Here is a 19,742-nt window from a genome sequence, read left to right on the forward strand (position 1 = left end):
AGCTAAGAAAGAACAGTGGTTATGGAAAAAATTTTAACAATGCACGATCTCGAGCAGAAAACGTTAAAAGAAATTTATAACTATGCTCGTGAGTATAAAATTTCTTATTATTCGCAAATGAATAAGAAGGAACTCTCATTAGCCGTTCTCCGTGAGCAGGATAAAAAGCGGGGCTTTGTACAAATGGAAGGCGTCTTGGAAATTATTAGCCAAGAGGGCTATGGCTTTTTGCGGCCAATTAATTATGGGCCTTCGCAGGAAGATATTTATATTTCTCAGTCGCAGATTCATCGCTTTGGTCTTCGTAACGGAGACTATGTGGCTGGTCAAGCCCGGCCACCGCGACCTAACGAACGGTATTACGGTTTAATGCGGGTAGGGACAGTTAACGGTAAGGATCCTAATGAGGCCAAGCAACGGCCCCATTTTCCAGCGTTAACACCACTTTATCCACAAAAACAAATTAAGTTATCGACAACGGCTGCCGTTTTAGCGACCCGTTTGATTGATACTTTTGTCCCGATTGGCTTCGGTCAACGGGGCTTAATTGTCGCACCTCCTAAAGCCGGTAAGACGACGCTGTTAAAGAATATTGCAAATGGCATCGTCGCCAATTATCCAGACGCTAAGCTGATTATGTTACTGATTGATGAACGGCCCGAAGAAGTGACTGATTTAGAGCGGTCAATCAAGGGAGAAGTGGTGAGTTCTACTTTTGATCAACAACCACAAAATCACGTGCGTGTTGCGGAATTAGTGCTTGAACGTGCGCGGCGCTTAGTTGAAGACAAACAGGATGTGATTATCTTATTGGATTCGATTACCCGGCTTACGCGGGCATATAATTTGGTCATCCCATCTAGCGGGCGGACGTTGTCTGGTGGGGTCGATCCCACGGCGTTTTACAAGCCCAAGCGGTTCTTCGGTTCCGCGCGCAATATCGAGGAAGGTGGTAGCCTAACGATTTTAGGCACCGCGTTAGTCGATACGGGTAGCCGGATGGACGACATGATTTATGAAGAATTCAAAGGAACTGGCAACTCAGAATTACAGCTATCCCGCGAGTTAGCTGAACGGCGGGTCTTCCCGGCGCTAGATTTGAAGCAATCCAGTACGCGTAAAGAGGAATTGTTGGTTAGTCGTCAGAATTTGGAGCCAGTCTGGCAGATTCGGCGATCAATGACTGGCAACGCGTTAGAGTACACCGAACAGCTCTTACAATTTTTAAAACACACGAAGACCAACACTGAGTTTGTTCGTGATCTAGCTAGCTTAAAGTTCACTGGACAATCAACCCGGCGGCCGCGTCGTTAATACTGGCAGGCTACTTTGTAGGTTGACGGGAAGCTGTGATTCGTGATAACATGTTTATCGTTGGTTAAAACTATGATAATCTCTGTTTCAGCAAATGATTCAGGGCAAAGGAGCGAAATACAATGCAAAAAGGAATTCATCCAGATTACCATTTAGTTGTGTTCCAAGACTCAACTACTGGTTTTAAGTTCATCTCTGGTTCAACAGCAACTTCAGCAGAAACTGTTGAATGGGAAGATGGTAATACTTACCCATTGATCCGTGTTGAAATTACGTCAGATTCACATCCATTCTACACTGGTAAGCAAAAGTTTACCAAGGCCGATGGTGCGGTCGATCGTTTCAACAAGAAATACGGTCTCAAATAAGCAGACAATTAAACGGCGTTCCGGCTTCGGCTGGGGCGTCTTTTTTTGTGACCATGCTGCTGCTAAGAATTAGGGTGAAATTGGCTCGGGCGAATGATAACTATAATATAAAATTGTTATTGACCAATCATAAAAATAATTATATTATTAATACGAATGGAAGCGACAATACTTTTTGGAGGACGACAAAATGAAAGCGCTTAAACTTAAAATGGTTGCCGTTTGTTAAGTATCGTAACTTTTGGAGCAGTCGGCGCGAACACTGCGCTCGCTTCGAATGACAATTGGGGATTTCACTTTAGTATTCAACCCTACCAAGCCAATACGCGGAGTGGGGCACGCTATCGTCAAACCACTAATGTAAATAATAAGTGGAAAGTGAATATGCAGAGTTCCGCAGAAGGGGCCCGTACGGTCACTACTTACTGGTTAGAGAATGCGGGTGGGACCAATGTATCACCATCGCTAAACGTAAAGCAAGGCAATGGTTCGTATTATTCAGCGGCGTATTCAAACGCGTCGAAGAAGAACGTGTATTTAACTGCACAGAATAATAACTATAATAGTAGTCGCTATTCTGTATCTGGTTTCTGGGACGAGGAAACGAATTAAACATGCAATAATATTTTTTTGATATCAAGACTAATGCTTCCATTCAGTTCACGGGACTAGATGAAGACATTTAGAACTCGTTAGTAATAGTTCGGCGTTACTGGTTAATGATTGCTTTGGTGGTCATTGTCACTAACGCCGATTTGTTTCTCAAGCGTTAAATCAATAGACTTGTTCTAGCCTATTGGTATTGCCTGTCGTGAATATGTTGACAGCAGCTTGTGATTGCAGCAGCCATTGTGCTTTGATAGGCGCTGTCAATTGATCAACATGCGGAATGTTGATAGGGGAGGATCAGATGAAGTATTTTAAGACACGTTTGATGATGGATAAACGCTACTGGCTCATGACACTATTCTTCGTGATTGTGATTAATATAGATTTATTACTGATAGTTAAAGAAAGGGAACCTTTTTCGGGCCAGTTTTTGACGTTTTTAGCAGGGAGTTCATTGGGGCACTATCCACAAATGGCACTGTTGTGGTTGCTACCAGCATACTTACTACTTGGCCCCGGTCGATGGTATTTACAAGATGTTAAGGTTGGTCAGATTAATCTACTCATAACACGGATGCGAAAGCCTCAGTACTTGCAACAATTATTACGAACGTCCTTTATTAGTGTTGCGGCCAGTGCCTTATTTGCGCTGCTGTTAAATTATGGATTAGCATTGTTGCTTTTTCAAAATGGTAGCGGTAACAGTTATCGGATGAGTGATTATCAAGATGGCTCTGACCCATTCTTATATTGGCAATTGCTACATCCAGTATTGGCTAACTTACTCACAATTTTGTTAACAGCGATGATCTTAGGGTGGTTTGCGATGGCAATTATCGCATTGAGTTTTATGTTCAAGAAAATTAGTTATGTTTTTGGCCTGAGCATGGTGGCGTGGTTTATTCCGATTTCTACGAATTATTCCATTTTAAGCGTTCTCCAACCTTTCCAAGAGACAACGTTAACGGCACAGCTGATGATACTGCTCGTGTACGTCATCGTTTTATTAGGCGTTATCTGTGTTGGTTATGGGACTGAGGTGCATCGGGATGAGCTTTGAACGGAGCGAGAAGCGATATGGGTCGTACTTGATAATTATTATATTTTTTATGTGTACATGGTTCATAAAAGGACTGCAGTTATTAATAAACGCCGATACGTTAGGGATGTATTTGCTTGAGACGAATAAATCCGCCTTTAATTATTTTGATAATTTAACGTTTGCCTTTATGTATTTGCCGCTATATTTGCTGTTCGAGTATATGTTGTGGCATGAGAATTCTCAGATTGTGGTTCGCTTTGGCTCCCGAGTCCGTTATTTACGCGCACAGACAACTGGTCTGATTAGGAGTACCTTGCTGTTTTGGGTGGTTTTCGCGTTCTTCGGCGTATTGCCGTTAATTTCGTTACCAGGATCAGGTTGGGGAACATTTATTTATCTCTTTGTGGTTCAAACGCTAGCGTATTTCTTGATTAGTTTGGAATTTGGAATTGTGTTGTTTTGGTTCTTTCAGTTACTCCCTAAATTGCATTTAGTGCTATTCTTGTCGCTCGCGGTACTTCCTATCATTTATTATGGTTTACCAATCAGGCCGATGTTCCAAGAAGTTGACTTGCTCAAACGATATTATTATATGCAGGATTTAACGGCATTACCGATGTCGGCTTTAATTACACTTGTTGCCGTGCCGATTATGACACTGTGCTTGCGAGTGTTGTGGATTCAGCATGAGGAGTTTTGGCAATGAAAAGACGACTTCAATACAGCGTGTTACTGTTGATTGCGTTAGTACCGGTGGTGTATTACGCACATTTTTTTGAAGGAATCCACCCCGGTACGGTTTATTTCTATACCGATGGTTTACCACCGCTCGCGAATCCCTACTTGGTGCGCATTTGGTTTTTCCCAATTATTGCCTTACTGGCCGTGAATTTTAATTTCGTGCATCATCAGTTGCACGGGCCGTTTATCCAAACAGTTGTCAGAACTCAGACGCGTTGCCAGCTTTTTGGCCGTTTGTATATAACTAAAATCGGGCATCAAATGGGCGCTTTAATGGGTGGATTGGTTGTTTATTTACTGTGCCGAATAATTTCTGGCTATGCCGTATGGTGGCCTAACTGGGCACACATGGGGCTTTCGTTATTAGCATTTTTACTGCTATTTTCTATTCAATTTGTGGGTGACTTGTATGTTGAACCGTTGATTGTTTACATTGTTCTTAATGTATACGTCTTTGTCAGTGTTTCCATACCAGCCGTTGACATGAACGGTGTGATGGGGCTGGTACTGTTTCCGAACGCGCTAATGGCCTGCCGAGTACAGCATGTTGGCCTTTATTATGTTGGTTTGCTGGTCATGGTGCTACTATTTATCTTAATTGGAAGGTACAGATTCAATCGAATGGATCTGTTATAGGTGATTACGATGATTGAATTGAACGATGTGACTAAGTCATTGGATGGGCACTTGGTTTTGGACCATATCAGTCGAACATTCATGGATGGGCGAATCTATGGGTTGCGCGGTAAGAATGGTGCGGGGAAGACGATGCTGCTACGCGCCATTGCCGGATTAATTAACATTGAGTCCGGGAAAATTATGATTAATGGCACACAGTTACACGATGGGATGGACTTTCCACCTAGCCTAGGGATTTTGATTGAAAATAATAACTTAATGCCAGAATACACGGCACGTAAAAACTTGCAACTGTTGGCTAAAATTAAAAAAGTCGCGAGTGATGCTGACATCGATGCAACCATTACGCGAGTTGGGTTGGATCCAGATGACAAGCGAACGGTCAAGCAGTTCTCCTTGGGGATGCGGCAACGCTTGGCAATCGCGCAGGCGATCTTTGAACGGCCAGCTTTGATTTTACTAGATGAACCAACCAATGCAATTGATACGGATGGGGTCAAGCAAGTTCGGACAATCCTGCTTGAAGAAAAAGCCCGTGGCGCAACTATTATCATTGCTAGTCACACGGCTGAGGATCTGGTCGTGTTGGCGGATGAAATCTATGATATGGCTGAGGGGAAAATCTATGAATCAGCAGACGCGCAAGACTAGATATTTATTTATTGGGATTTTTTCAATCCTATGTGTGATTCTAATCGGGGTGATGATCCATAAGTACCGGGTCGCGCACAGCGATATTCGCTTACATTCTACGAAGACGAATACTGCTAAAACTTTCCGATACTCAGTCCAAAAAGAGATGGCGGCAGATCAGGCTGGTCAGGATTTTAAACCAGGGTATTATGACGTCCACGTGACTAATGGCAAGGTATACGTGAGTGGCTTTCTCGGTAGCGGCCAAACGATTCAGAACATGCTGTATGTCAGTGGCAATCATCTTAACTTTACGGGGCATGGCGAGACCGAGTTGACCCCGTCTCGCTTTAAGCCGTTGCAGTTTAAGTCACGACGGGCGGTACTTGAGAATACCTTTGGTAATTATACGGCTGGTCGTGAAATTCCGGCCGGTAAGTATCAAATCTCCTGGTCAACGCCGGCAAAGCGCCAGGCGAACTTGGTCATTAGTATTCAAAAAGGTACAAAGGTTCAGCGCTCGATTGATCTGAGGGCTGGCAAACTGGTAACGTTTAAGTTGGCTAAGGCGGAGGTGTTAACCATTAACCCGCCAGTAACGAACGACGTGGTGCCACTTCGAATCACCATCACGAAGTAGTCATGGACTGAGGTAGCGAAGGCTTGATTAGCAGAAAGCCCAAGTTAGTTGCTTGGTTTAACACAAAGTGAATGGTAAGTACTGAATTGATTAATAGGCGCTTGCCATAATAAATCAGCCCACCTTAGTTCATTGAGCAAACTGAGGTGGGCTGATTTAGGATATTACCGGTTGGATTAGTAGCGCATAATCGCGAGAGCAGCGGTTTCTACGGGCATCCGGTCTGCGGGGATGATTCGGATTTGCCCGTTCATGGCAATCACGACATCGACCAGGTCGTCAATTAAATTATCAGGAGCGGCAATTGGATCAGTTAATTGAACATCGGCCGTTGGTAAGGAGCCGGCGACATTCGCGTCTGCGGCGACAATCAAGGTGTCGATCCGCCCACTTAGTGCTGGCTTGATCATGTCAAAAGGATCGGCCAATGCTAACTGGCGGGACTTAGCCTGATCATAACGTTCTAGTAAAATGTCGGCTAATTGGGTATGCCACATCGTCTGAACGGGTTCTGTGGCTGTTTGCATTGCGCCCACCGTTAAGTTTTTCGGTGACTTATTGATCATGAGGTGTTGTGACAGGTACGGATTCTTGTTGACGGCACGGAAGACTGCCTGGTTATGTGGTAGTCCCATTAAGATCAATGGCCGTCGCGTCTTTTGTGAATGGGCCTGAACGTACTGCGCCACTTGTTGGTAATAATTTCGTTGGTCAATATCGCGTTCTTCGGCTTTCGCATTATGACCATGATAGTTGGCACCGTGAACGGGGCTGGCGTTGAAATTCAGGTCACCGCCACGTTTTTCAGTGCCCAATGCTTCTGTCAGGGTGCGGGGGGCCTCAGCTGGCAAATCAAGTTCGGCGAAACTGCCATCACGTTGGGTGTAGAGCGCCATGCTATCTTCGTTGAGTGCTAACAAGTCGAAGTCGAATTGATGCTGGCGGTCGGCTAGTACTGGGCGAATAGCTGGCATGCTATTGACGCTGACATGATTGTCAGTGGGATATTGTAAGTCGAAAATGTGTAGATCACGACTGTTAGTGATGATACCCGTCTGAGGGCCAGTGTGCTGTAGCCAGAAGGCGTTGTCATTAATTAATTGCTCTAGTTGCGTCGCGTATGGCGCAAATTCGGTTTTCGGAAAGTGGTGGGCCATCTGGGTTTCAGCTTCATTAACTAATTGTTTGAATTGTAAGCGGCGGCGATTGAGGTCGTTGAGCACAACGGCCGTGTTGAGGTAAATTGCAATGTATGGGCCATCCTCACGTTGTTGCATTAGTTGATTGAGATCGTTTTTTACCATCGTTTCCATAGGTCCAACCTGCTTTCTGTTTTTGATACAATTAGCATAACAAGAATCTGATTACGGATGCAAATATAATGATTATGATAAGCTAGAGATAATTCTAACGAACTAAACGAATTCGGGGCTTTATTATGCGAACTAATTAAGGTATATTTACCGTAGAACCTTTGATGAAGGGCGTAAACAAATTAGGAGGCGGGATTAATGAAGTCCAAGCAACATCCCGGGTTAAAGTGGTTAGGTCGGGGCGTTTTTGTCCTGCTGGTGCTAGTATCATTGGCATTAATTTTCAATGAACAGATCAAGAGCTGGCTAGTGAGTTCATACTCGCCGACCGTTACGGCTAAGACGGTTAAGCAGAATACGAAGAAGAAGAGCGATTTTAACTTCTCAAAGGTCAAGTCGCTTGACTTTCAGACCGTTGCCAAGGCCCGCATGAATAAGAATGCAATCAACGTGATTGGCTCGATTGCGATTCCGTCCGTTGATTTGTACCTGCCAATCGGTAATGGTGTCAGCAATGAAACGTTAGCATTAGCGGCCGGCACGATGAAAGCTAACCAGAAGATGGGGCAGGGTAACTACGCGTTGGCTGGTCACCATATGATCAAGCATGGGGCACTATTCAGTCCGCTGTACTATAAGAGCAAGGTTGGCCAAATGATTTATGTGAGTGATGCCAAGAAGATTTATGCGTATAAGACGAGTCAGCGAACATTCATTAAAGCAACTGATGTCCAAGTAATTGATGATGTTCCTGGTCAGAAGCTGATTACCCTAATTACCTGTGATAAGACCGGGGCTGGTCGATTAATGATTCGCGGTAAGTACGAACAGCAATGGTCGTTTAAGTCGGCGCCAACTCAGGTTCAGAAGGCCTTTACAAGTCATTTTAATAACAAATATTAACAATTATTACATTCTAGGGGTATCGATATCTTCTAACGGAATTTCACGGTACAATATAACTTAAGGTCACATGTCTCAGATAAGACATAATTTAGAGGGGGTCTATTGATGATAGCTTTAATTATCGTTGCGGTCGTATTGGTTTTGATCGCAATTTACGTGGTAATTTATAACGGTTTAGTTAAGTCACGGATGTATACGCAGGAAGCATGGAGCCAAATCGATGTTCAGCTAAAACGGCGGACTGATTTGATTCCTAATCTGGTCAATACGGTCAAAGGTTACGCGAAGCATGAAAAGAGTACCTTGGCGGAAGTAGTTTCGTTACGAAATCAATTAGCGCAAGTGCCAAGCGGTGATCACCAACAGGCGATGGCAGTTTCTGATCAATTGACGAATTCATTGAAGAGCATTTTTGCGTTAGCTGAAAGCTACCCTGATTTGAAGGCCAATCAAGAATTCGGTAAGTTGATGGAAGAGTTGACCAATACAGAAAACAAGATTGCTTATTCACGGCAACTGTTTAACTCTAGCGCTGCCAGCTATAACATGAAGTTACAACAATTCCCGTCAAACATTATTGCTGGCATTCATCACTTCAAGAACGTTGAATTCTTAACTGTTCCTGAAGCAGAAAAAGCAGCACCCACGGTTTCATTTGAAGATTAGAGGTTATGCCCATGTTATTTGAGCAAATTGCCCGCAACAAGCGGCACACGTTATACGTGATGGCCGCTTTTGTCATATTACTTGCAGTGATTGGTTTAGCAGTTGGCTACGTGTTCTTTAATAGTGCGATTGCGGGACTACTAGTAGCTTTGATTGCAGCGGCATTTTATATGGTATTAATGATTAGTCAGTCGACCGACATTGTCATGAACATGAATCACGGGCGTGAACTACATCAAGCTGACGATGATCCCGAGCTCTGGCACATTGTGGAAGACATGGCGTTGGTTGCTAAAGTACCGATGCCGCGCGTCTTCATTATTGATGATGAGAGTCCCAATGCGTTTGCGACGGGGAATGACCCTAAGCATGCGGCAGTTGCAGTGACAACTGGTATTCAGGCACGATTAACGCGTGAAGAGATGGAAGGCGTTATTGGTCACGAGATGAGTCATGTGCGTAACTATGATATTCGACTACAGACTATTGCCTTGGCTTTGACAGCGGCTATCAGTTTGTTAGTCAATTGGGGGATGAACGCCTTTTGGTGGGGCGGTGGTCGGCGCAGTCGGGATGATGATCGTGACGGCAACGGTGCCCAGGTCTTATTAATGATCCTAGCGATTGTTGTCATTATTTTGGCGCCGCTAGCAGCTAGTTTAGTGCAGATGGCGCTATCCCGTAATCGCGAATACTTAGCGGATGCCGGCAGTGTGGAACTGACTCGTAATCCGCTGGGGCTGATCAGTGCACTTGAAAAAATCGATGACAGCCAACCGATGCAAGCGGCGGATCCTAGCAGCGCGGCCCTGTATATTTCTGATCCGTTTAAGGCGAAGAAATCATGGACACACTTATTCGATACGCACCCACCGATGGCTGATCGCATCACTCGTTTAAAAAACATGTAATAAAAAAATGCGTTTAGGTTAATAACGGATTATAATGAAAACAAATAGAAAGTTGAAAGAGTGAGACGGTTGCAACGCAAATATATTTACGCCAATTTGGAAAAACTGGATAACCTTGTCTTTGCTTACGGGATCGACCAGAGCGACTTTGTGCATGGTATCAAACGCTTGCCAGCTAACTTGGTCTCGTTAGTCGGTGTTGATGATAACGAGCATGCGGTAAATGCTCACACGGGTCTGAACGTCATTAATGATGAAAATGAAATTCGGCGATATTTGTTACAGAGTCACGCGTTACCCGTTAAGTGGCTTGATTATGATGAAGTTGGCGATTTGGATTTTCTAACCGCGACTGAGATTGCCGAGCTATTGTATCTCGGACATATGGATCGTCCAATTCGATCACCGTTTAATTACAAACTGCGCAACCACTACGTTTTCTTGGAACAACGCAATGGTGGTATCAAAGTGTACTTCTATTATATTTCCGCATTTAGCCATATTTTAAGTGCTGCCATTGTGCGCCACACTTTGGCAGCTTACCGTGGCCGGCGTATGTTTATGCGTTCACTGAGTGTTCCACGAGTACCTGAAGCGATTCTCAAGCAACTCGTTCAATTGATGCCAGATGGTTTGTTCATTTACTTTGATCAGTCAATGGTTCGGCAACGCCAATTATTGGTGCCGGTGCACACGGAGACGACAGGCAATGAAATCGAAGTTTTTGATCCCGCTCGTGGTGGAGAGAATCGGCGAACCCACCATGTCGCGACCCTTACTTTTAACTTGAATTCAGGCGTGTGGGACTTGCAAGTGCAGGACCAGGCTGCGTTCGAAGAACATTTATAGTATTATCATCTTAACGCTTGGCTGATCATTCAGCGGGCGTTTTTAAGTCGTTTGGGGCGGGATTTAGGGGCTAAATTGGTCTAGCCATAGAGTCCCTGGGGTCAAAGTGGTATAATTTTTATGCGCGTAGCTTGAATTGGGCTACGATTCGAGAAAGTGGAACCTTAGTCAGAACTTGGCTGACCGACAAGTGGTCGCCATGAATGGAGAGTTTAATCGATATGAAGATGCAAGTTGCCGAAATTGCTAAGGCCGTTCAAGCGGTCAATGCCGAACAGGCGTGGCCCGATGTTAATGTAACGGGTGTGGCGTTTGATAGCCGAAAGCTCCAAGCAGGGGATCTATTTATTCCGCTGATGGGCGCTAATGATGGTCATCAATATATTCAAAGTGCAATCGAGCACGGGGCCGTTGCTACCTTATGGGCCAGCGACCATGCCGACGACGTTCCAGAAGACTTACCCGTCATTATGGTTGCTGATACATTGACGGCACTACAGCAGCTGGGGCAATACTATTTACAAAAAATCAATCCGAAGGTCGTCGCTGTCACGGGTAGTAATGGTAAAACGACGACGAAGGATATGATTGCGAGTGTTTTGAGCACTCAGTTTAACGTGACAAAGACGCACGCCAACTTTAACAATCAGATTGGTGTGCCAGTGACGTTACTCAGTATGGAACCGAATACAGAAGTGGTCGTCGTTGAAATGGGGATGGACCATTTTGGCGAGTTGGATTTCTTGAGCCGTCTCGTTCAGCCGGACGTTGCGGTGATTACCATGATTGGGGAAGCCCACATTGAGTTCTTTGGTACACGGGATCGAATTGCCGATGCCAAAATGGAAATTGTCCACGGCTTAAAAGAAGATGGCACGTTCATTTTTAATGGTGATGAACCACTGCTACAAGAACGTGCTAAGGAAGTCAGTCAGCATCAACGGACGTTTGGGTTGGATGATACGAACACCTTAGCAGGCAGTGATATCACGACTAGTCGGGCTCAAACGCAATTTAAGACGAGTCTGTGGCCGGACAACACGTACACAATTCCGATGATGGGTGCGTACAATGTCAATAATGCATTGGCGGCGCTCTTGGTAGCTGATACTTTTCACATTCGACCAGCCGCTGCGCAACAAGCAATCGCCAGTTTTGTGCCGACGGAGAACCGGACGGAATGGTTAACTGGTTACCGTGGAGAAGCTATCTTAAGTGATGTTTATAACTCTAATCCAACGGCCGCTCGACGGGTCTTAGCCGCTTTTGCGGCGGTACCTACTAAGGGCCAGCGAATCGTTGTACTCGGTGATATGCTTGAGTTAGGTGACCAGTCGGATGCACTACACATGAGTTTAGCCAGTGAATTGGATCCAGCCACGATTGCCAGCGTCTATTTGAATGGTGAGCATATGCGAGCGTTGGCAGAAGTGCTACAAGAAAAGTACCCCGCCGGTGCGGTTCACTACTATCAAACAGATCAGCAACCCCAATTGATTGCTGACTTAACCGCGGCAGTTGGTGCGGACGATCAGATCTTATTGAAGGGGAGTCACGGGATTCATCTTGAAAAAGTTCTGACGGCACTAGAAGCTGCTCCTGAAAAATAAAATTTAAGTGATTTGATTAATAAGGCCCCTCGCAATGACTGGGTAATGGTGACGCTAACATTAGCTTAATAATGTTGTTTCCCTTCCAGTATTGCCAGGGGCCTTGCTTGCTTATTTAGAATAACCGGTGTATGATAATTCAGTTGTACCATATGAAAGTCAGACCGTTGGCTTACATGACAGCGTCTTACGGGAAACGGATTTTTTCCTAGCTGGCAGTAATCCCATGGTGTCATCCTTAGGAGGAAACATATTTGAAGTTTACAGAACTAGGCTTATCCGATAGCCTACTTAAAGCAGTTAATCGGGCCGGATACGAAGAAGCGACCCCGATTCAAGCCGAAACCATTCCAATGGTTTTAGAAGGCAAAGATGTGATTGGCCAAGCACAAACCGGTACTGGGAAGACCGCCGCGTTTGCATTACCAATCTTACAACGCTTGGATTTTGACAACCATAACATTCAAGCATTAGTTGTTTCACCAACGCGTGAATTAGCAATTCAAACTCAGGAAGAAATCTTCCGCTTAGGTAAAGACGAACGGGCGAAAGTCCAAGTCGTTTACGGTGGTGCTGATATTCGGCGCCAAATCAGAAATCTGAAGCAAAACCCGCAAGTAATCGTCGGAACTCCCGGCCGGTTGCTTGACCACATTCGTCGGGGCACGGTCAAGTTAGACCACGTCAAGATGTTAGTTCTTGATGAAGCTGACGAAATGTTGAACATGGGTTTCTTGGAAGATATCGAATCAATTATCAAACAAGTGCCGGATGAACGCCAAACCATGTTGTTCTCCGCAACGATGCCACCTGAAATCAAACGCATTGGTGTGCAGTTCATGAAGGAACCGCATCACGTTAAGATCAAATCAAAAGAAATGACTGCTGATACGGTCGATCAATATTACGTTAAAGCCAAAGAATTTGAAAAATTCGATATTATGACCCGATTGTTTGATGTTCAGGCACCTGAACTCACAATCGTGTTTGGTCGGACGAAACGTCGGGTTGACGAATTATCAAAGGGTCTCGAAGCGCGTGGTTATAACGCTGCTGGAATCCATGGTGATCTGAGCCAACAACGTCGGACGCAAATCATGCGTCAATTCAAGGCTGGCAAGTTGGATATTCTGGTTGCAACCGATGTGGCTGCCCGGGGACTTGATGTTTCTGGTGTGACCCACGTTTACAATTACGATATTCCACAGGATCCGGACAGTTATGTTCACCGGATTGGCCGTACTGGCCGTGCCGGACACAAGGGTGTTTCATTAACTTTTGTAACACCAAACGAAATGGAATATTTGCGGGTCATCGAAAAGTTGACCAAGAAGCGGATGTTACCATTGAAGCCACCAACTGAATCTGAAGCTTTTGCTGGCCAACTAGCTGCCGCAGAAGCCAATGTTGATTCATTAGTTGCCAAGACTTCAACTGAAAAGTATGCTGATCAGGCTGCTGAATTATTACAAAAATACGATGCTACTGATCTAGTTGCTGCCTTGTTAAATGACTTAACTAAGGACGACGCTTCAGCCGTACCCGTTAAGATTACGCCAGAACGCCCATTACCTCGTCACAAAGGTGGCGGCGGTAACAACCGGCGTGGCGGATATCGTGGCGGCAATCGCAGCCGCAATAACAGTCACGGCAATGGCCGTGGTGGCTATTCTCACAATGGTCGCAATCGCGACCGTGATCGTAACGGTGGCCGTGGCGATCGGAAGAGCAATGGTTATAAAGGTCGCAGCCGCGATGATAACCGGAGCAACAACCGCAACCATGACGAAGGTCGCAAGCAAAGCAGCAAGCGGAGCTACACGATCCGCACCAATGATTAAAGTCAACGCACAAATTAAGTTGAATTAAATTAACTTTGCATCAAAAGCCGAGCGCACGCTCGGCTTTTTTTATACCCTCCAATGCTAAAATACAAGTAGTCGCCAGACATTCGAATGAATTATTGTTAAAACGTGCCAAACTTGGCAAGTCAAAGTCGGCCAGCTTATGCCCGCTGGAAACGGTTCGGATTAGTGTAAACCTGCTTGGTTAGTTCGTCCTACGCCGACCTCCAGGCATTTCTGCCAATTGCCGGAACGTGGTGGGCACAGATTTAAGCCGAAGCCCACGTCTTAAATACTGGTCTTCCACTAACCAAGCAAAGGACGCTTGCTAAGTGAAATTTCACCACTGGGCATTGTCAGAAACGCCTTCCAGTCGGGATAGTATTCGAATGGCGGACGGAGATGTACCCAACTTTTGATAAATTGTTGTTTTTTATAAACGGTAATTTTGCTAAGCAACTATCAGACTGAAAATGATATTGGAATAGCTCACTATCTTAAGCCGCTGTAGTCAAAATTGAATGTTGCGACAAAGTAGTTTATGCACCCTGATGTTTTATTCAAAGTCCCCGTACCAAAATAGTCAGCGACCAATTGTACCAAGTTAAGTGGCCGTTCATCCGCCATTTGAGTGGCTTACCGAAACGTGTTCGGTGCCACTGAAGCCTGTGCTTGCTACGCCAACGGACTAATGCAAAAGCCGCATTAATCCGTTGGCTAGGCAATGCTCGGCTTCAACCCGTGGCCCCTCACACTCTTGAGACCGGAGGGGCTGGGTGACAATGCTCAGTAGCCAAATTATTCTTAGTCGGAAGTGATTTTCTTCCGGCTTAGAATAAGACTCGTATTTGAGACCGGGCGGGCTGTGCACGGGCTCAAATCGATGTCGGCTTACGTTCCAGCAATTGTCACCCAGCCCTGGAGGTCGGCATAGGACGCACAAGTGCTGACGAACAACAAGCCAAGTAAACTGGCACGTTTTGACAATAATTCATGCTGACATGAAAAGATTGCGTGTATGGGCCCTTTTATCGAGGCGGTAGCTGTGGTAAATTGGAAACATCAACCTAAGCTAACATGGTATGAGATAGAGGGGTGAGCGGCGTGATATATGGTACTGGCATTGATTTAACTGAGCTGAGTCGAATTGAAGCGATTCTAGCGAAGGGATTGCGATTGCCTGAGAAGGTCTTAACACCAGCGGAATTGGCGGTGTTTTCGCGTTACCCGGTTAAACGCCAGATTGAGTTTATGGCTGGGCGTTTTTCAGCTAAGGAAGCATATAGTAAGGCGTATGGCACGGGAATTGGTGCGGCGGTTGGATTTCAAGATATCGAAATTTTAGATAACGCCCAGGGTAAACCGGAAGTTACGCGTCACCCGTTTGACGGTCCCGCGTGGATTTCGATTTCACACACGGATACATTAGTAATGACACAAGTTATATTGGAAAGAGGCAATTTGTGATGGTTGTAATTGGGGAGCACCGCCACACACAAGTCACAGTCGACTTGCAGGCAATTAAGACGAATATCAGTAATGAAATGGCACAGAAAGATGAGTTGACTGAGTTATGGGCAGTTGTTAAGGCGAATGGTTATGGACACGGGATTATTCAAGTTGCCCAGGCTGCTAAGGAAGCTGGGGCGACCGGCTTTTGTGTTGCAATTTTAGATGAGGCCTTAGCGTTGCGGGCCGCTGGTTTTGCTGAACCAATCTTAGTACTTGGAATCACGGAACCAGAATACGCGCCATTGGTAGCTGAAAAGGATATCTCACTAGCCGTTGGAACGCAGGATTGGTTGACAACGGCTGCCGCAATTTTAGCGGCTAATCAAGTGACGACCCCACTTCACGTTCATCTTGCATTGGATACGGGGATGGGCCGAATCGGGTTCCAGACGCCCGAAGAATTGGCAACAGCGGTTACGACTTTGCGCCAACCGCAGTCACCATTTGATTTTGAAGGGATCTTTACGCATTTTGCGACGGCTGACCAGGCAGATGATACGTATTTTACCCACCAATTAAATAATTGGAAACACTTGATTGCAGTGGTGGATGAGCTACCACGCTATGTTCACGTGTCTAATTCGGCCACCAGTCTCTGGCATCAAGCTTGTAATGGCAACATGGTGCGCTTCGGGGTTGCACTCTATGGCCTGAATCCTTCTGGCCGCGAACTCAGCGCGCCGTACCCCTTGCAACCGGCGTTGTCGCTAACGGCACGCTTGACGTTTGTTAAACGCCTGGCTCGGGGCAAATCAGTCAGCTATGGCGCCACCTATACCGCTGCTCAGGATGAATGGATCGGCACGGTACCGATTGGTTATGCGGACGGCTATGAACGTCGATTGCAAGGCTTCCATGTACTTGTTGATGGTGAGTTTTGCGAAATCGTCGGACGGGTCTGCATGGATCAATTGATGGTGCGGCTACCACACGAAGTCTCGGTGGGAACTAAGGTTACCTTAGTCGGCACGGACGGTGATCGTACCATTTCGCTCCAAGATGTGGCGGACTATTGTGGGACAATCCATTATGAGATTGCTTGTGGGCTGGCACCACGTGTTCCGCGCGTTTATGTGGACTAATTGTCCGTAAGTTGGTTGGTACGATGCTGACGACCGGATAGTATCGAAGTGAGTGATGGCATCGTCGATAATAATTACGCTAATTTTAAAAGAGTACTGGAAGAAATTCTGGTACTCTTTTCGAGTTGGACTAGTGATTCCTGACGCCGGTCCTTGGTGGGGATAGTGTATGCGTGCGCCCCAATTGATAGGCGGTTTTGCTGTGGATGTGGCGACCCGATTTTCTGGGCCGGAAGTATTAGTTTTAGCGGTGCTTAGTGATTAGTTCTTTGGATTAAATTGGTAAACGGTTGCTAAAAGTGAATGGTTCATGCTATTATGAGTAGCAAGATGGTTATATTGGGGTACTATCAGATACATTGGGTATCGAATAAAGGGAGATGAGGCGATGGCCGCAGCTGACATTAAGCGTGGTGACATCTTTTACGCAGATTTATCACCAGTCGTAGGCTCCGAACAGGGAGGTATGCGTCCGGTACTGATCGTGCAGAATAATGTCGGTAACCATTACAGTCCCACAGTGATTGTCGCGGCAATCACTGCTAAGGTTCAAAAAGCGAAGATGCCAACACACGTTAACATCAACGCTGCCCATACGGGGATTGAAAAAAATTCGGTTGTGTTGTTAGAGCAAATACGAACGATCGATAAGCAACGACTTAAAGATCGCGTCACCCATTTGGATGATCAGACGATGCGCCGAGTTGACAATGCGTTACAAATAAGTATCGGATTAGCTGATCGAACACGACGTCGGCCACAACGCACGTTCCAATCATAGTCAATCGATGGGGATTAATTATTTACATAATTGAACTATTTCGGTGCGATGACCGAGTACGGATAATCAGCGGGTTCCAATTCAGATAATAACTGAATTGGGGCCCGCTTTTAGTTTCTGATCCAGCGGTCAGTAATTGATGCGCGCTATACGAAGCCATTTATCGGTGAACTTACTTTAATGTGCATTATGATTGTCTTTCTGGTGGCGATTCGGTAAGCTAATTGAACCCATTATACGGGTACGATCGGGTGTGAATTTGGAATGTCGGCGAAAGGATGGGGGCATAATGAGCAAACAGGCGCAGTTCAATAAGCATCGCGCGGCGGGGCTGTTAGTCGCAATGGGTGTGGTATATGGTGATATCGGAACCAGTCCGTTATACGTGATGAAAGCCATCATTACTGGCCAGGGCGGGATGTAGGCCGTTGATGAGAAATTTATGTTAGGGGCCGTTTCGCTAGTCTTTTGGACGATGACGTTGCTCACGACCGTTAAGTACGTTCTGATTGCGTTAAATGCAGATAATCATGGTGAAGGCGGAATTTTCTCATTATTCGCATTAGTGCGTCACCGTGCGCGTTGGCTAGTCATTCCAGCCATGATTGGCGGGGCCGCATTGCTGGCGGATGGGGCGCTGACCCCCGCAGTGACGGTTACGACCGCCATTGAAGGCTTACGCGATGTTCCTGCATACGTCGATCTATTCGGTGCCAGTCAAACCACGATTATCCTGATTACACTTGGAATCATCACGCTTCTATTTATGCTACAACGTTTTGGGACTAACACGATTGGCAAGTTATTCGGTCCCATCATGTTGGGCTGGTTTACGTTTCTGGGAGTCAGTGGCTTCGTTAATTTGGCACAGGATTGGACGATCTTGCGTGCCCTGAATCCATACTATGCGTGGTAACTCTTGATCAGCCCGGCGAACAAAGTGGGTATTTTGATTCTAGGGAGCGTCTTTCTGGCAACAACGGGTGCCGAGGCGCTGTACAGTGATCTTGGGCACATCGGCAAAACGAATATTCGATTGAGCTGGCCGTATGTCAAAGTATGTTTACTACTCAGTTATTTCGGTCAGGCTGCGTGGATTTTAGGACCCGGTCAAGCGGCTCAGAGCCACGTTAATCCCTTTTTTGCGATGCTACCTGCTAGTTTAACGATGGCGGCGGTGATTTTTGCAACGCTCGCAGCCATCATCGCGTCACAGTCGCTGATTAGTGGGTCGTTTACGTTAGTCAGTGAAGCGATTCGACTGAAATTATTCCCCCGATTACTGACTACTTATCCCGGTAAAGCAGTGGGCCAAATGTATCTACCGGTCGTTAACTTGGGGTTGTGGGGCGTGACGAGTATGCTGGTGATTTTCTTTCAAACTAGTGAAAGAATGGAAGCCGCGTACGGGTTAGCCATCACACTGACAATGTTGATGACGACCACTTTGATCTACGCATTTTTACGGCAAAAGCACTTACCGTTGATTGGTGCGGGACTACTGACCGATTTCTTTGCAATCATCGAAGTAATTTTCTTGATTGCCAGTGCGGCCAAGTTCTGGCACGGCGGCTACGTAGCGGTCGGACTTGCTTTACTAATTTTCCTAGTGATGACTGTGTGGTATCGAGGCGAACAGATTGTCAGACAACATAATCATCCGCTTAGTTTACGACAATATCAGGACCAGCTTGCTAAGTTACGCGACGATCAGACGGTGGACAAGTTCCAGACGAACGTGGTCTTCCTAACGAGCCGAATGGATGGCGACCAAGTGGAGCGAAAGGTGTTATATTCGATTTTAGACAAGTGGCCGAAACGTGCCGACGTCTACTGGTTTGTTAATGTGACAATCACGGATGAACCGTATACCGCTGAATATACGGTCGACACGTTAGCAACGGACTACTTGGGGACCGTTAAGTTATACCTTGGATTTCGCGTCCGCCAAGATATTAACCGCTATTTACGGACGATTGTTCGCGACTTAATGGCCACAGGACGTTTGGCGCCACAGAAGCAGACGTATTCCGTCACTTCTGGTCGCGATGTCGGTGACTTCCGCTTCGTCATCATCGAGGAGAAGTTAGAAAATGGTAGTCGGTTATCCCGCTTGGATCGATTAGTGATCGAGACGAAATTAATGATTAAAAAATACGCGACGACACCTGCCAAATGGTTTGGTTTAGAATTTTCGGAGGTGACCCTCGAAACCGTCCCAATCCTATTCAACGAGATTCCGGCGTTACCGATTACTGAAAGACGGTAATGCCATGCGGATT

The 19,742-nt window shown here is 45.9% G+C and carries 18 protein-coding genes and 1 pseudogene; 18 read left to right on the forward strand and 1 reads right to left on the reverse strand.

The window, feature by feature from the left end:
- The first annotated feature begins 21 nt into the window (after positions 1 to 21).
- From rho to V7R88_RS01970, 8 genes are all read left to right on the forward strand, one after another.
- Positions 22 to 1,314, forward strand: a complete 1,293-nt coding sequence (gene rho / locus V7R88_RS01935; protein WP_338816346.1) for a transcription termination factor Rho — start codon at positions 22 to 24, stop codon at positions 1,312 to 1,314.
- 122 nt (positions 1,315 to 1,436) lie between these two features.
- Complete coding sequence (locus tag V7R88_RS01940; protein WP_003637671.1) at positions 1,437 to 1,682, forward strand: type B 50S ribosomal protein L31; 246 nt, start codon at positions 1,437 to 1,439, stop codon at positions 1,680 to 1,682.
- A 222-nt stretch (positions 1,683 to 1,904) separates the two neighbouring features.
- Positions 1,905 to 2,294 carry a DUF2712 domain-containing protein gene (locus V7R88_RS01945; RefSeq protein ID WP_338816347.1) on the forward strand — a complete coding sequence of 130 codons (390 nt, stop codon included), beginning with the start codon at positions 1,905 to 1,907 and terminating at the stop codon, positions 2,292 to 2,294.
- A gap of 298 nt (positions 2,295 to 2,592) precedes the next feature.
- Positions 2,593 to 3,351 (forward strand): hypothetical protein, encoded by a 759-nt coding sequence (locus V7R88_RS01950; protein WP_338816348.1) that lies wholly within the window; start codon positions 2,593 to 2,595, stop codon positions 3,349 to 3,351.
- Between the two features lie 49 nt (positions 3,352 to 3,400).
- Positions 3,401 to 4,039 carry a hypothetical protein gene (locus tag V7R88_RS01955; protein ID WP_338816349.1) on the forward strand — a complete coding sequence of 213 codons (639 nt, stop codon included), beginning with the start codon at positions 3,401 to 3,403 and terminating at the stop codon, positions 4,037 to 4,039.
- Positions 4,036 to 4,710 carry a DUF2705 family protein gene (locus tag V7R88_RS01960; protein ID WP_338816350.1) on the forward strand — a complete coding sequence of 225 codons (675 nt, stop codon included), beginning with the start codon at positions 4,036 to 4,038 and terminating at the stop codon, positions 4,708 to 4,710. The genes V7R88_RS01955 and V7R88_RS01960 overlap by 4 nt, the downstream gene beginning before the upstream one ends.
- Before the next feature lie 9 nt (positions 4,711 to 4,719).
- Positions 4,720 to 5,364: an ATP-binding cassette domain-containing protein gene (locus V7R88_RS01965; protein WP_063724030.1), complete on the forward strand. Its 645-nt coding sequence runs from the start codon at positions 4,720 to 4,722 to the stop codon at positions 5,362 to 5,364.
- Positions 5,339 to 5,986: a hypothetical protein gene (locus V7R88_RS01970; protein ID WP_338816351.1), complete on the forward strand. Its 648-nt coding sequence runs from the start codon at positions 5,339 to 5,341 to the stop codon at positions 5,984 to 5,986. The genes V7R88_RS01965 and V7R88_RS01970 overlap by 26 nt, the downstream gene beginning before the upstream one ends.
- 176 nt (positions 5,987 to 6,162) lie before the next feature.
- On the opposite strand, the gene V7R88_RS01975 is transcribed toward V7R88_RS01970, so the two are convergent.
- Positions 6,163 to 7,299 carry a hypothetical protein gene (locus V7R88_RS01975; protein WP_338816352.1) on the reverse strand — a complete coding sequence of 379 codons (1,137 nt, stop codon included), beginning with the start codon at positions 7,297 to 7,299 and terminating at the stop codon, positions 6,163 to 6,165.
- A 198-nt stretch (positions 7,300 to 7,497) separates the two neighbouring features.
- On the opposite strand from V7R88_RS01975, the gene V7R88_RS01980 reads away from it, so the two are divergent.
- The 10 genes and pseudogenes from V7R88_RS01980 to V7R88_RS02025 all read left to right on the forward strand — a co-directional run bounded on the left by V7R88_RS01980 (position 7,498) and on the right by V7R88_RS02025 (position 19,729).
- On the forward strand, positions 7,498 to 8,202 hold the full coding sequence (locus V7R88_RS01980; RefSeq protein ID WP_003642053.1) for a class A sortase: 705 nt from the start codon (positions 7,498 to 7,500) through the stop codon (positions 8,200 to 8,202).
- A gap of 108 nt (positions 8,203 to 8,310) precedes the next feature.
- The gene (locus V7R88_RS01985) at positions 8,311 to 8,871 is read left to right on the forward strand and encodes a LemA family protein (protein ID WP_054397582.1); all 561 of its coding nucleotides are present in this window, start codon (positions 8,311 to 8,313) and stop codon (positions 8,869 to 8,871) included.
- Positions 8,872 to 8,882: 11 nt separating this feature from the next.
- Positions 8,883 to 9,782: a zinc metalloprotease HtpX gene (htpX, locus tag V7R88_RS01990; protein WP_338816353.1), complete on the forward strand. Its 900-nt coding sequence runs from the start codon at positions 8,883 to 8,885 to the stop codon at positions 9,780 to 9,782.
- Between the two features lie 60 nt (positions 9,783 to 9,842).
- The gene (locus tag V7R88_RS01995; RefSeq protein ID WP_003642056.1) at positions 9,843 to 10,631 is read left to right on the forward strand and encodes a hypothetical protein; all 789 of its coding nucleotides are present in this window, start codon (positions 9,843 to 9,845) and stop codon (positions 10,629 to 10,631) included.
- 221 nt (positions 10,632 to 10,852) lie between these two features.
- Complete coding sequence (locus V7R88_RS02000) at positions 10,853 to 12,241, forward strand: UDP-N-acetylmuramoyl-tripeptide--D-alanyl-D-alanine ligase (protein WP_338816591.1); 1,389 nt, start codon at positions 10,853 to 10,855, stop codon at positions 12,239 to 12,241.
- A 254-nt stretch (positions 12,242 to 12,495) separates the two neighbouring features.
- Positions 12,496 to 14,082: a DEAD/DEAH box helicase gene (locus tag V7R88_RS02005; protein ID WP_338816354.1), complete on the forward strand. Its 1,587-nt coding sequence runs from the start codon at positions 12,496 to 12,498 to the stop codon at positions 14,080 to 14,082.
- Between the two features lie 1,107 nt (positions 14,083 to 15,189).
- Complete coding sequence (gene acpS / locus V7R88_RS02010) at positions 15,190 to 15,552, forward strand: holo-ACP synthase (protein ID WP_054397590.1); 363 nt, start codon at positions 15,190 to 15,192, stop codon at positions 15,550 to 15,552.
- Complete coding sequence (gene alr / locus V7R88_RS02015; RefSeq protein WP_054397592.1) at positions 15,552 to 16,679, forward strand: alanine racemase; 1,128 nt, start codon at positions 15,552 to 15,554, stop codon at positions 16,677 to 16,679. Before acpS ends, alr begins: the two co-directional genes overlap by 1 nt.
- Positions 16,680 to 17,067: 388 nt before the next feature.
- Complete coding sequence (locus V7R88_RS02020) at positions 17,068 to 17,460, forward strand: type II toxin-antitoxin system PemK/MazF family toxin (RefSeq protein ID WP_003637688.1); 393 nt, start codon at positions 17,068 to 17,070, stop codon at positions 17,458 to 17,460.
- 289 nt (positions 17,461 to 17,749) lie between these two features.
- Positions 17,750 to 19,729: pseudogene (locus V7R88_RS02025) on the forward strand (KUP/HAK/KT family potassium transporter).
- The last annotated feature ends 13 nt before the right edge of the window (positions 19,730 to 19,742 follow it).

This window comes from Lactiplantibacillus argentoratensis (assembly GCF_037290055.1).
GTDB classification, from domain to species: domain Bacteria; phylum Bacillota; class Bacilli; order Lactobacillales; family Lactobacillaceae; genus Lactiplantibacillus; species Lactiplantibacillus plantarum.

Bases quoted from the DNA above. Each gene is read 5' to 3' on its own strand.
- rho (WP_338816346.1), top strand. From the start codon at position 22: ATGGAAAAAATTTTAACAATGCACGATCTCGAGCAGAAAACGTTAAAA.
- V7R88_RS01940 (WP_003637671.1), top strand. From the start codon at position 1,437: ATGCAAAAAGGAATTCATCCAGATTACCATTTAGTTGTGTTCCAAGAC.
- V7R88_RS01950 (WP_338816348.1), top strand. From the start codon at position 2,593: ATGAAGTATTTTAAGACACGTTTGATGATGGATAAACGCTACTGGCTC.
- V7R88_RS01955 (WP_338816349.1), top strand. From the start codon at position 3,401: ATGTGTACATGGTTCATAAAAGGACTGCAGTTATTAATAAACGCCGAT.
- V7R88_RS01960 (WP_338816350.1), top strand. From the start codon at position 4,036: ATGAAAAGACGACTTCAATACAGCGTGTTACTGTTGATTGCGTTAGTA.
- V7R88_RS01965 (WP_063724030.1), top strand. From the start codon at position 4,720: ATGATTGAATTGAACGATGTGACTAAGTCATTGGATGGGCACTTGGTT.
- V7R88_RS01970 (WP_338816351.1), top strand. From the start codon at position 5,339: ATGAATCAGCAGACGCGCAAGACTAGATATTTATTTATTGGGATTTTT.
- V7R88_RS01975 (WP_338816352.1), bottom strand. From the start codon at position 7,299: ATGGAAACGATGGTAAAAAACGATCTCAATCAACTAATGCAACAACGT.
- V7R88_RS01980 (WP_003642053.1), top strand. From the start codon at position 7,498: ATGAAGTCCAAGCAACATCCCGGGTTAAAGTGGTTAGGTCGGGGCGTT.
- V7R88_RS01985 (WP_054397582.1), top strand. From the start codon at position 8,311: ATGATAGCTTTAATTATCGTTGCGGTCGTATTGGTTTTGATCGCAATT.
- htpX (WP_338816353.1), top strand. From the start codon at position 8,883: ATGTTATTTGAGCAAATTGCCCGCAACAAGCGGCACACGTTATACGTG.
- V7R88_RS02000 (WP_338816591.1), top strand. From the start codon at position 10,853: ATGAAGATGCAAGTTGCCGAAATTGCTAAGGCCGTTCAAGCGGTCAAT.
- alr (WP_054397592.1), top strand. From the start codon at position 15,552: ATGGTTGTAATTGGGGAGCACCGCCACACACAAGTCACAGTCGACTTG.
- V7R88_RS02020 (WP_003637688.1), top strand. From the start codon at position 17,068: ATGGCCGCAGCTGACATTAAGCGTGGTGACATCTTTTACGCAGATTTA.